Origin of the sequence: Janthinobacterium sp. LM6, from assembly GCF_002002885.1 — a bacterium.
Taxonomy (GTDB): domain Bacteria; phylum Pseudomonadota; class Gammaproteobacteria; order Burkholderiales; family Burkholderiaceae_D; genus Janthinobacterium; species Janthinobacterium kumbetense.
Genome location: NZ_CP019510.1, coordinates 142,201 through 154,966, shown reverse-complemented (window position 1 = coordinate 154,966; position 12,766 = coordinate 142,201). Strand labels below are relative to the sequence as shown.

The following is a 12,766-nucleotide window of genomic DNA, read 5'->3' as shown; positions in this document are numbered from 1 at the left end:
TTAAATACTTATTTTTTAGGCATCGCGCATTAAAACTGCTCAAAGAGCGTGTGTGAATCAAGCCAGCAACGGCTGTATGGCGGATAATATTGCCTGTTGCCGATTTGGATACGACCTTTACACAAAAATGCGCCCCATGGATTTTACCCGCGACGAAACCAGTGAAACCCCAGTTGCCCCGGCCAGCGCGCCGGGAGCGCCTTTGCCGTACGCCGTCGCCACCTGGCTGCAGCGGGTGGAGGCTGCCGCCCATCCGAAGGCCGTGCTGACGATTGCCGAGCCCGATCCCAAACTCAACCAGCATCGATTGATCTACGTGCTGGCGCCCACCAGCGGCGGCCGCCACGTGGCCCTGTGCCTGTACAAGGCGCGGCTGCGGCCGAATGGCGACGTGGCGGCGGCTTCGCCCATCAGCGAAATCTTTTCCCTGCTGTCGGCGCCGCCCACATTCCTGACGCCAGCCGACGAAGACCTCGTGCGTTTCTTCGTGGCCATGCGCAGCGGGCAGAATTCGCAGACGGGCAGCGCCACGGAGCCGAAGGGCAAGGTGGGCGCGGCCCTGCTGAAAATGCTGGCCGAGCAGGATAAATTGTTGTGGGCCAATTCCTGGGCCGACGTCGGCAACGGCCTCGTGTACCCGTTGAAGGAAGGTCCCGTGCGTCCCGCGCGCCTGTTCTGGCGCGACGAGGGCAAGACCATGCGCCTGGGCTGGCAAGTGGACCCGCCGGAAGGCGCGAAGCACCATGGCGCCGACCAGATCGACTACATGCTGCCCACGGATCCGCCGTGGTACATCGACAACCTGTCGTGCGGCGTGCTGGAACTGAACCAGGGCGGTTCCGACATTTCCCTGGCCGACTTGCAGGCGCTGGTGGCGCAGGCGCCGCCGTTGAACGCGAACGACAAGGTGCGCGTGTCGCAGCTGTTGCTGGCGCAGGGCTTGCAGCATTTGATGCCGCTGCCGCAACCGTTGCCGCAGCGCTTGCGCAAGGACGTGCCGGCGCAACCGGTGTTGCTGCTCGATAGCGCCATGCTGGCTGACGGCAGCGCGCAGCGCTGGAGCGATTTCGCCGTGCTGTCCTACGACTACGATGGCGAGCGCGTCTCGTTCGACCCGTCGCAGCGCGTGGTGCGGCAAGTGGGCGAGGTGACGGAAATTATCCAGCGAAACACGGTCGATGAAGCGCGCGCGCTGGCCACCCTGGCCGAGCTGCAATTCAAGAAGCCGGGCTCGGCCCCCTTGAGCGGCTTGAAGGGCGCCTTGCAACTGCCTTCCCAGGCGGAATGGCTGCGTTTTGCCGAGTCCGGCATCGACGCCTTGCTGGCGCAGGGCTGGATCGTGGAAAAGACGGCCAAGTATCGCTACGACGTGAGCGACGTGGGCGACTGGTACGCGGAAATCGACGACCAGGACCCGGACAGCGGCAACGCCTGGTTCGAGCTGGAACTGGGCATCGTCGTCAACCACGAGCGCGTGCCGCTGCTGCCCGTGCTGGTGCAGCTGATCCGCAACGCGCCCAACGATTTCAACCCGAAAGTCATCGAGGCGCATGCCGACGATGACCAGATGCTGGCAACCTTGCCGGATGGCACGCGCGTGGCGCTGCCGTGGGGCCGCGTGCGCCCCATCCTGAACACCCTGGGCGAACTGTATTTCAGCGACAAGATCAAGCATGCAGTGCGCATGTCGACCCTGGATGCGGCGCGCCTGGAAGAGCTGGCGCGCGGCCTGGACATGCAATGGACGGGCGGCGAGCAGTTGCGCGCCATGGGCCGCAAGCTGAGCCAGTTCGGTGCCGTGCAAAAAGTGGCAGCCCCAGCCGGCTTGCAGGCGACCCTGCGCGACTACCAGGCCGATGGCCTGGCGTGGATGCAATTCCTGCGCGACCATGACCTGGCCGGCATCCTGGCCGATGACATGGGCTTAGGTAAAACTGTGCAAACCCTGGCGCATATCCTGGTGGAAAAGGAAGCGGGCCGTTTGACGCATCCGGCGCTGGTGATCGCACCGACGAGTTTGATGGGCAACTGGCAGGACGAGGCGGCAAAATTTGCGCCCGGCTTGAAGGTATTGCTGCTGCAAGGCAAGGACCGCGCCCAGCAGTTCGACCAGATCGACCAATGCGACCTGGTGCTGACCACCTACGCCCTGTTGCCGCGCGATGAGGAAACCTTGCGCGAGCACGATTTCCACCTGGTCATCCTCGACGAATCGCATTACATCAAGAATACGCGCAGCAAGGCGGCGCAAAGCGCGGGCCTGCTGCGCGCGCGCCACCGCCTGTGCCTGTCCGGCACGCCGCTGGAAAATCACCTGGGCGAGCTGTGGTCGCAATTCCACTTCCTGCTGCCGGGCTTGCTTGGCGACGAGAAGACGTTCAACACCCAGTTCCGCCATCCGATCGAGCGCCAGGATGACCCGCTGCGCCGCATGCTCTTGAATCGCCGCATCAAGCCTTTCCTGCTGCGCCGCACGAAGGACAATGTGGCCAAGGAATTGCCGCCGAAAACGGAAATGGTGCGCAAGGTGGAATTGACGGGGCCGCAGCGGGACCTGTATGAAACCGTGCGTCTTGCGATGGATCAAAAAGTACGCGAAGAAATCGACAAGAAGGGCGTGGCGCGCAGCCAGATCGTCATCCTCGAAGCGCTGCTGAAACTGCGGCAAGTGTGCTGCGACCCCCGCCTGGTGAAATCCTTGCCGGCGAAGAAGCAATCGGCCGGTTCGGCCAAGCTGCTCGACCTGATGCAGATGGTGGAAGACTTGCTCGACGAAGGGCGCAAGATTCTCGTCTTCTCGCAATTTACCAGCATGCTGGAATTGATCGAGGAAGAGCTGGAATCGCGCGACATCCCCTACGCCTTGCTGACGGGCGAAACGAAGGACCGGGGCGCGCAAGTGGCGGCCTTCCAGCAGGGCGCCGTGCCGATCTTCCTGATCAGTTTGAAGGCGGGCGGCGTGGGCCTGAACCTGACGGCCGCCGACACGGTGATCCATTACGACCCGTGGTGGAATCCGGCGGCGGAAAACCAGGCCACGGACCGCGCCTGGCGCATCGGCCAGGACAAGCCCGTGTTCGTCTACAAATTGATCGCGAAGGGCACCTTGGAAGAAAAAATCCAGCTGCTGCAGCAAAAGAAATCGGAGCTGGCGCAATCGATCCTGGCCGAAGGCGAATCGCAGAAGATGGCCCTCACGCAGGAAGACTTGCAGCAGATTTTCGCCCCGCTGGAAGATTAACGTTGCCGCACGCTTATACTTGGCGATTCTTTCTTGCCAGGTATAACGCATGCTGCCCTTTCTCCTTCTGCTGCTTGCCGGCGTCATCCTCATGGCGCTGCGCTTCGTCCAGTTGCGCCGCGCCCTGCTGCGCGCGCGGGCGGGCGAAGCGCAGTTCCGCCTGCTGGCCGAACACGGCCGCGATGCGGCCTTCCTGCTCGATGCCGCCACCCTCGAATTGATCTACATCAGCCCCGCCGCGCAGCGCCTGACGGGCCACGACTTGCCTGCCTTGCGCGAGCACGCGGCACAGCTGGCGGCGGACGTGCCGGCACGGCTGCAGCGCTGGCGCGACGGCGATACGAGCCGTTTGACCCTGCTGCGCGAAGTGGAATTGCCGCACGCCGACGGCCGCCTGCTGGCCCTGGAAATCCATTCCACCATCGTGCCCGCGGCGGCAGGGCGGGGCGTGACCTTGGCTGGTACCTTGCGCGACGTCAGCGCCGCCCAGGCGCAGGAAGCGGAACGGGAAAAGGAGCAGAAACGCTTCGCCTCGATGCTGTCGCACGAATTTCGCACCCCGCTGGCCACCATCGACGGCGCCATCCAGCGCCTCGTCTCGACATCCACCGAGGCGGACGAGCCCACGCGCAAGCGCTACGTGAAAATCCAGACGGCTGTCGACCGTTTGTTAGGCATGATCGACGACTATTTGTCGCCCGAACGCATGGCGGCCATCGGCCGCGAGCGGGCCGCCGACGGCATCGCGCCGCTGGCCTTGCTGCAGCAGGCGGCCGCCACCGTGCCTGTCAGCCACCGCGTGCAGCTGGAACTGGACGAAGACTTGCCGGCCAGGCTGCGCTGCGACGTGCCCGGCATGGCCCTGTGCCTGAAAATCCTGCTGGACAACGCCGTCAAGTTCAGTCCGCCGGGCAGCAGCATCGGCTTGTCGGCCAGGCTGGTGCCCGAGGGCGGCGTGGCGCTGTGCGTGCGCGATGCGGGGCCCGGCTTGCGGGAAGAGGAACTGGCGCAGCTGTTCCAGAAAGGTTTCCGTGGAACCGATGCCACGCATCCGGGCGCGGGCCTGGGCCTGTACATGGCGCGCGCCGTGGTGGACGTGCATGGCGGGAGTTTGCAGGGGCATAATCTGCCCGAAGGCGGGGCACTTTTCCGCATTTGGCTGCCGCTTCCTGTCTAGACAAGGAAAAGCCTTGCTTCCGCTGAAGGCAACCGTGATAATTCCTTGACGTAAACCTATTGTGCCGTCCATCATGGTGTAGAAGTGCATGGCATGGTTTGCCCTCGGTGTGCTCACTAACGGAAGAATGGCGTAGCAATGACGAAAATACTGATCGTCGAAGACAATCTCGACTACGCCGAAGACATGGCGGAGTTCCTCGTTGAGCTCGAACACGAAGTCCATATCACCAGCTCCGCTGGCGGTATGTGGACGGCGTTGAGCCATGGCAATGTCGGCGTGGTCGTACTGGACCTGGGTTTGCCCGATGAAGACGGCTTCAACGTCATCCCCCGCATGCGCCAGCTGTATCCGCAAATCGGCGTGCTGGTGCTGACGGGGCGTGTCGCCTTCGACAGCCGCATCCTGGGCTTGCGCCTGGGTGCCGACCACTATCTGACCAAGCCGATCAAATTCCCCGAACTGGCGGCCCACATCGAAGCGCTCGACCGCCGCGTCGGGCCGCAAGATCCCGTGCCCGAGCCGGGCAAGTGGACCTTGAAAGTAAGCGCTCGCCAACTTGAATTGATGGGCGCCGTCATCGCCCTGACGGAAAAGGAATTCAACTTCCTGCACCTGCTCACCATCAATACCCGCCCCGTGCCGCGCGACGTCATCGTGGCCGGCATGGGCGGCGAAGATCCCGATGCGGGCCGCCGGGTCGACATGCTCGTGTATCGTTTGCGCAAGAAAGCCAAGACGGGCCTGGGCCAGGACTTGCCGCTGCGCAGCGCGTATGGCGAAGGCTACAGCCTGTCGGCCAGTTTCAACCTGTCCTGATGACCTTGTTGCGCCGCCCGCAAGTGGTCGGCGCAATAAAAGGGACAGAGTCAAGCGCTTTTTTCAGTATTTCAAATAAAACAGGGTCAGAGTCGTGCCTTGCGCTCGCAAGTGTGTAAAATCAAGGCCTTAGCCTATTTTTACCGACTCTGCCATGGCCCGTTTGCCCCGTCTCATCATTCCAGCACTGCCCCATTACGTAATCCAGCGCGGCAGCAACCGCCAGCCCGTGTTCCAGGACGCGGCGGACTACGCGCAATTCCTGTCCTGGCTGAAAACGGGCGCGAAAATGTTCAAGGTGGCCATCCACGCCTATGTTTTATTGCCTGATCAGCTACATTTGCTGGCCACGCCCGGCGATGCGACGGGCCTGGGACAGCTGATGCAGTGGCTGGGGCGCTATTACGTGCCGTACTTCAACCAGAAATACGGCCGCGAAGGCGCCTTGTGGCAGGGACGCTACAAAACTTCCGTCATCGATCCCGACAATTTCTTCCTTACGTGCTGCCGCTACCTGGAATGCGTGCCCGCGCAGACGGGCCTGGCGGGCCAGGCGCTCGATTACAGCTGGTCCAGCTATGCCCACCATGCGGGCGTGCGGCCCGATCCCGTCATCACCGACCATGCGCTGTACTGGGCGCTGGGCAACACGCCGTTCGACCGCGAGGCGGCGTATCTGCGCCTGTTCGAGCAAGGCCTGGGCAGCAGCCAGGTCAAGGTGGTGGAACAGGCTGTATTGAAGGGCTGGCCGCTGGGTTCCGACGCTTTCAAGCAGGCGCTGGAACAGAAAATGCAGCGGCAAGTGCTGCCTGCCAAGCGGGGCCGTCCCCGCAAAATCGTCGCCGATACCACCTTCAATTGAAAAGCATTCGCATTTAAAACAAAAAATGGTTCCTTTCTGACGTTTTATTGAAATGGCTTCGACTATGTCCCTATTAAATTTTTAGAGCGACGGAATCGAATTTAATTCGACTCCGACCCTAATTTTTCTAGTTGAGTTTTTTGTTGCGTTGCACTACTCTAGTTTTTCGATAGTCATATGCAGCGGAGAAGCCCATGAAAGCGCAAGGCCTGTACGACCCAGCCAATGAACACGATGCCTGCGGCGTCGGTTTCGTCGCCCATATCAAGGGCAACAAGACCCATTCGATCGTCGAACAGGGTTTGCTGATTCTGAAAAACCTCGATCACCGGGGCGCCGTGGGCGCCGATGCGCTGATGGGCGATGGCGCCGGCATCCTGATCCAGATTCCCGACCAGTACTACCGCGAAGAAATGGCCAAGCAGGGCGTGGAATTGCCGCCGCCTGGCGAATACGGCGTGGGCATGGTCTTCCTGCCGAAGGAACACGCATCGCGCATCGCGTGCGAACAGGAAATCGAACGCGCCGTGCGCATCGAGGGCCAGGTCGTGCTGGGCTGGCGCAACGTGCCCATCGATACGGACATGCCGATGTCGCCCACCGTGCGCGCGAAGGAACCGGTGATTCGCCAGATCTTCATCGGCCGCGGCCCGGACATCATGGTCACCGACGCGCTGGAACGCAAACTGTATGTGATCCGCAAATCGTCGGGCCACGCCATCCAGGCCTTGAAACTGCTGCACGGCAAGGAATTCTTCGTGCCCTCGATGTCGGCCCGTACCATCGTCTATAAGGGCTTGCTGCTGGCCGACCAGGTGGGCGTGTACTACAAGGACTTGCAGGATGCGCGCTGCATCTCGGCCCTGGCCCTGGTGCACCAGCGTTTCTCGACGAATACCTTCCCGGAATGGCCGCTGGCCCACCCGTACCGCCTGATTGCCCATAACGGCGAGATCAACACGGTGAAAGGCAATTTCAACTGGATGCGCGCGCGCGAAGGCGTGATGAAGTCGGCCGTGCTGGGCGACGACCTGCAGAAACTGTTCCCGCTGATCTATGAAGGCCAGTCCGACACGGCGTGCTTCGACAATGCGCTGGAATTGCTGCTGATGGCCGGCTACCCGATCGCCCAGGCGATGATGATGATGATTCCGGAAGCGTGGGAAAACCACACGACGATGGACGACAACCGCCGCGCCTTCTATGAATACCACGCGGCCATGATGGAACCGTGGGACGGCCCCGCCGCCATGGCATTCACGGACGGCCGCCACATCGGCGGCACGCTGGACCGCAATGGCTTGCGTCCGGCCCGCTACATCGTCACGGACGACGACCTGGTGGTGATGGCGTCGGAATCGGGCGTGCTGCCGATCCCGGAATCGAAAATCATCCAGAAATGGCGCTTGCAGCCCGGTAAAATGTTCCTGATCGACCTGGAAGCGGGCCGCATCATCGACGACCAGGAACTGAAAAACACCTACGCCAACGCCAAGCCGTATAAAGCGTGGATCAACTCGGTGCGCATCAAGCTCGACGAGATCAAGCTGGCCGAAGGGCAAGCCAAGCTGGACCGTGCCCAGGGCGAAAAAGCCCAGCCCTCGCTGCTGGACCGCCAGCAGGCGTTCGGCTACACCCAGGAAGACTTGAAATTCCTCATGGCGCCGATGGCCGTGGCCGGCGAAGAGGCGACGGGCTCGATGGGCAATGACTCGCCGCTGGCCGTCATGTCGAACAAGCTCAAACCGCTGTATAACTACTTCAAGCAACTGTTCGCGCAAGTGACGAATCCGCCGATCGACCCGATCCGCGAAGCGATGGTGATGTCGCTCGTGTCCTTCATCGGCCCGAAACCGAACTTGCTCGACACCAACAACGTTAACCCGCCGATGCGCCTGGAAGTGGCGCAGCCCGTGCTGGGCTTTGACGACATGGCCCGCTTGCGCAACATCAGCGCCCACACGGGCGGCAAGTTCAAGTCGTACGAGCTGGACATCTGCTACCCGCTGGCCTGGGGCAAGGAAGGCGTGGAAGCATGCCTGGCCTCGCTGTGCGCTGAAGCCGTCGACGCCGTGAAATCCGGCCACAATATCCTGATCGTCTCGGACCGCGCCATTTGCGCCGACCAGGTGGCGATTCCCGCGCTGCTGGCCACCTCCACCGTGCACCAGCACCTGGTGAGCAAGGGTTTGCGCGCGTCCACCGGCCTCGTCGTGGAAACGGGCTCGGCCCGCGAAACCCACCACTTCGCCTTGCTCGCTGGCTATGGCGCGGAAGCCGTCCACCCGTATCTGGCCATGGAAACCCTGGCCGAGATGGCGCACGGTTTGCCCGGTGACTTGTCCGGCGACAAAGCCATCTACAACTACACCAAGGCGGTGGGCAAAGGCTTGATGAAAGTCATGTCGAAGATGGGCATTTCCACGTATATGTCGTACTGCGGCGCGCAAATCTTCGAAGCCATCGGCTTGAACAAGTCGCTGGTGGACAAATACTTCAAGGGCACGGCATCGAACGTGGAAGGCATCGGCGTGTTTGAAGTGGCGGAAGAGGCGCTGCGCCTGCACGCGCTGGCTTTCGGCAACGATCCCGTGCTGGCTGACAAGCTCGATGCGGGCGGCGAATACGCATTCCGCGTGCGCGGCGAAGACCACATGTGGACGCCGGATGCGATTGCGAAATTGCAGCATTCCACGCGCAGCAACAATTTCTCCAGCTACAAGGAATATGCGCAAATCATCAACGACCAGAGCCGTCGCCACCTGACCCTGCGCGGCCTGTTCGAGTTCAAGCTCGACCCGACCAAGGCCATCCCGCTCGACGAAGTGGAGCCGGCCAAGGAAATCGTCAAGCGCTTCGCCACGGGCGCCATGTCGCTGGGCTCCATCAGCACGGAAGCACACGCGACCCTGGCCGTGGCCATGAACCGCATCGGCGGCAAGTCGAACACGGGCGAGGGCGGCGAAGATCCGAACCGCTACACGCAGGAATTGAAGGGCATCCCGATCCGCCAGGGCGACACCATGGCGTCGGTGGTGGGCGCCGAGCAGATCGTCGTCGATATTCCGCTGCAGGAAGGCGATTCCATGCGCTCGCGCATCAAGCAGGTGGCGTCGGGACGTTTCGGCGTCACGGCGGCCTACCTGAACTCGGCCGACCAGATCCAGATCAAGATGGCGCAGGGCGCGAAACCGGGCGAAGGCGGCCAGTTGCCAGGCCATAAGGTGTCCGAATACATCGCCAGCCTGCGCTTTTCCGTGCCGGGCGTGGGCCTGATTTCGCCGCCGCCGCACCACGACATCTATTCGATCGAAGACCTGGCGCAGCTGATCCATGACTTGAAGAACGCCAATCCGCGCGCCTCGATTTCCGTGAAACTGGTGTCGGAAGTGGGTATCGGCACCGTGGCAGCCGGCGTCACGAAGGCAAAAGCCGACCACGTGGTCGTCGCCGGCCACGACGGCGGCACGGGCGCCTCGCCATTGTCGTCCGTGAAACATGCGGGCACGCCGTGGGAGCTGGGTCTGGCAGAAACGCAACAAACGCTGGTCTTGAACGGCTTGCGCAGCCGCATCCGCGTGCAAGCCGACGGCCAGATGAAGACGGGCCGCGACGTGGTCATCGCGGCCCTGCTGGGCGCCGACGAGATCGGTTTCGCCACGGCGCCGCTGGTGGTCGAAGGCTGCATCATGATGCGCAAATGCCACCTGAACACGTGTCCGGTGGGCGTGGCCACGCAAGATCCGGTGTTGCGCGCCAAGTTCTCGGGCAAGCCCGAGTATGTCGTCAATTACTTCTTCTTCGTTGCCGAGGAAGCCCGTCAATTGATGGCGCAGCTGGGCATCCGCACGTACGACGAACTGATCGGCCGGGTCGATTTGCTCGATAAATCGAAGGCGATTTCGCACTGGAAGGCGCAGGGGCTGGACTTCTCGGCCATCTTCCACAAGCCGGAAACCCCGGATGGCCAGGCCTGCCGCCACGTGGAATTCCAGGACCATGCGCTGGAAAAAGCACTCGACCACAAGCTGATCGCGCAAGCGCGCGCGGCGCTGGAAAAGGGCGAGCGCGTTTCCTTCATCTCGCCCGTGCGCAACTTGAACCGCACGGTGGGCACCATGCTGTCCGGCGAAGTGGCGAAGAAATACGGCCATGCCGGCTTGCCGGACGACACCATCCACATCCAGCTGCAAGGCACGGCGGGCCAGTCGGCCTGCGCCTTCCTGGCGCACGGCATCACCATCGACCTGGTGGGCGAGGGCAACGATTACGTGGGTAAAGGTTTATCCGGCGGACGCATCATCGTGCGGCCGAATACGGAATTCCGCGGCTGGGCCGTGGACAACATCATCATCGGCAACACGGTGCTGTACGGCGCCATCGCCGGCGAAGCCTTCTTCAATGGCGTGGCCGGTGAACGCTTTGCCGTGCGCAACTCGGGCGCCACCACGGTGGTCGAGGGCCTGGGCGACCATGGCTGCGAATACATGACGGGCGGCACGGTGGTGGTACTGGGCAACACGGGACGCAACTTCGCGGCCGGCATGTCGGGCGGCATCGCCTATGTATATGACCCGGCGGGCGACTTTGCCAGCAAGTGCAACACGGCCATGGTCAGCCTGGACAAGGTCGTGTCGGCGGCGGAACAGCATCTGGACCGCGACGCCTGGCATACGCAGCACCGCGACGGCGTGCCGGAAGCGGATGAAGTCATCCTCAAGCGCCTGATCGAGCGTCACTTCAAGCACACGGGCAGCACCCGCGCCCGCGTCCTGCTCGACGACTGGGCTGCGGCGCGCGGCAAGTTCGTGAAAGTCTTCCCGAACGAATACAAGCGCGCGCTGATCGAAATGGCAGCTGACGCCGCCATGGAAGTGCAAGCCGTCGCCGCCTGAGCCAGCTAAGCTCATTGCCAAATGAATGACCAGGGAGCGGCCTAGCCGCTCCCCGCCAGCCAAATACAAAGGAAACATCGTGGGTAAAATTACCGGCTTCATGGAATTCAAGCGCCAGGACGAACACTATCTGGAGCCTGCCGCGCGTCTGAAGAACTACAAGGAATTCGTCTTGCACCTGTCGGACGCGCAAGCGACGGTGCAGGGTGCGCGCTGCATGGATTGCGGCATTCCCTTCTGCACCACGGGTTGTCCCGTGAATAACATCATTCCCGACTGGAATGACCTGGTGTACCGCGGCGCCTACCGCGAAGCGCTCGACATCCTGCATTCGACGAATAACTTCCCGGAATTTACGGGCCGCATCTGCCCGGCGCCGTGCGAATCGGCCTGTACCCTGGGCATCCATGAAGATCCGGTCGGCATCAAGTCCATCGAGCATAAAATCATCGACATGGGCTGGGAGCACGGCTGGGTCACGCCGCAGCCGGCAGGCTTCAGCACCGGCAAGAAAGTGGCCATCGTCGGTTCCGGTCCCGCCGGCCTGGCGGCGGCGCAGCAGCTGGCGCGCGCCGGCCATGCCGTCACCGTGTTTGAAAAGAGCGACCGGGTCGGTGGTTTGTTGCGCTACGGCATCCCTGACTTCAAGATGGAAAAGTCGCACATCGACCTGCGCGTAAAACAGATGGAAGCCGAAGGCGTGGTGTTCCGCACCAGCGTATTGGTCGGCAAGGATTTCCCGGCCCACGTCAACAACTGGGCCAAGGAAACCATTTTCCCGGAAGACCTGGAAAAAGAATTCGACGCCGTCATCATGGCCGGCGGCGCCGAGCAGCCGCGCGATTTGCCCGTGCCGGGCCGTGAGCTGAAAGGCGTGCATTTCGCCATGGATTTCCTGCCGTTGCAAAACAAGGTCAACGCGGGCGACAAGCTCAAGGACCAGATCAAGGCCACGGGCAAGCATGTGGTGGTGATCGGCGGCGGCGACACGGGTTCCGACTGCGTCGGCACGTCGAACCGCCATGGCGCCGCCTCGGTGGCCCAGTTCGAACTGATGCCGCAGCCGCCGGAACAGGAAAACAAGCCGCTGGTGTGGCCGTACTGGCCGACCAAGCTGCGCACCTCGTCCTCGCACGAGGAAGGCTGCGAGCGCGACTGGGCCGTGGCCACCAAGCGTTTCGAAGGCAAGGGCGGCAAGGTGGAAAAGCTGATCGCCTGCCGTGTCGAATGGAAAGACGGCAAGATGAGCGAAGTGCCGAACTCGGAATTCGAGATGAAGGCGGACCTGGTCTTCCTGGCCATGGGTTTTATTTCCCCTGTGCAACAGGTGCTGGAAGCGTTCGGCGTCGACACGGATGCGCGCGGTAATGTCAAGGCGACAACGGACGGCGCCGGCTGCTACCAGACCTCGGTGCCGAAAGTCTTTGCGGCCGGCGACATGCGCCGTGGCCAGTCGCTGGTGGTGTGGGCCATCCGCGAAGGGCGCCAGTGCGCGCGTGCCGTCGATGAGTTCCTGATGGGGGCTTCCCTGCTGCCGCGCTAATTAACGAGCAATTGTTCGTTTTTTTCCAGGGCCACGGCGCGGAATGCGACGTGGCCCTGGTTATTTTTACTTGTCAAGTCAACAGCTGTGAACATCGCCGGACAGGGACGCGATGTGCGGGCCAAATTTCCACTACAATATCTGACTTTCGATTCATTAGTGTTGTATTCTTCCCCTTTACGGGGCTGTCCCGAGGGGTGTCTCAGCAGAGGTTGGCGTTTCTGCACTA

At 62.2% G+C, this 12,766-nt stretch carries 6 protein-coding genes; all 6 read left to right on the top strand.

Annotated elements, in window-relative coordinates; all coding sequences use genetic code 11:
- Window positions 1–136 precede the first annotated feature (136 nt).
- The 6 genes from BZG29_RS00655 (at window position 137) to BZG29_RS00630 (ending at window position 12,537) form a co-directional block, all read left to right on the top strand.
- Window positions 137–3,241 (top strand): DEAD/DEAH box helicase, encoded by a 3,105-nt coding sequence (locus BZG29_RS00655; protein ID WP_077398236.1) that lies wholly within the window; start codon window positions 137–139, stop codon window positions 3,239–3,241.
- A gap of 49 nt (window positions 3,242–3,290) precedes the next feature.
- On the top strand, window positions 3,291–4,418 hold the full coding sequence (locus BZG29_RS00650) for a PAS domain-containing sensor histidine kinase (RefSeq protein WP_077398235.1): 1,128 nt from the start codon (window positions 3,291–3,293) through the stop codon (window positions 4,416–4,418).
- 138 nt (window positions 4,419–4,556) lie between these two features.
- Window positions 4,557–5,237: a response regulator transcription factor gene (locus BZG29_RS00645; protein WP_034753797.1), complete on the top strand. Its 681-nt coding sequence runs from the start codon at window positions 4,557–4,559 to the stop codon at window positions 5,235–5,237.
- A gap of 154 nt (window positions 5,238–5,391) precedes the next feature.
- The gene (locus tag BZG29_RS00640; RefSeq protein WP_077398234.1) at window positions 5,392–6,099 is read left to right on the top strand and encodes a transposase; all 708 of its coding nucleotides are present in this window, start codon (window positions 5,392–5,394) and stop codon (window positions 6,097–6,099) included.
- Window positions 6,100–6,293: 194 nt separating this feature from the next.
- Window positions 6,294–10,994 carry a glutamate synthase-related protein gene (locus BZG29_RS00635; protein ID WP_077398233.1) on the top strand — a complete coding sequence of 1,567 codons (4,701 nt, stop codon included), beginning with the start codon at window positions 6,294–6,296 and terminating at the stop codon, window positions 10,992–10,994.
- Between the two features lie 79 nt (window positions 10,995–11,073).
- Window positions 11,074–12,537, top strand: coding sequence for a glutamate synthase subunit beta (locus BZG29_RS00630; RefSeq protein WP_077398232.1), 1,464 nt, complete (start codon window positions 11,074–11,076; stop codon window positions 12,535–12,537).
- Window positions 12,538–12,766: the final 229 nt, after the last annotated feature.

Bases quoted from the DNA above. Each gene is read 5' to 3' on its own strand.
- BZG29_RS00650 (WP_077398235.1), top strand. From the start codon at position 3,291: ATGCTGCCCTTTCTCCTTCTGCTGCTTGCCGGCGTCATCCTCATGGCG.
- BZG29_RS00635 (WP_077398233.1), top strand. From the start codon at position 6,294: ATGAAAGCGCAAGGCCTGTACGACCCAGCCAATGAACACGATGCCTGC.
- BZG29_RS00640 (WP_077398234.1), top strand. From the start codon at position 5,392: ATGGCCCGTTTGCCCCGTCTCATCATTCCAGCACTGCCCCATTACGTA.
- BZG29_RS00655 (WP_077398236.1), top strand. From the start codon at position 137: ATGGATTTTACCCGCGACGAAACCAGTGAAACCCCAGTTGCCCCGGCC.
- BZG29_RS00645 (WP_034753797.1), top strand. From the start codon at position 4,557: ATGACGAAAATACTGATCGTCGAAGACAATCTCGACTACGCCGAAGAC.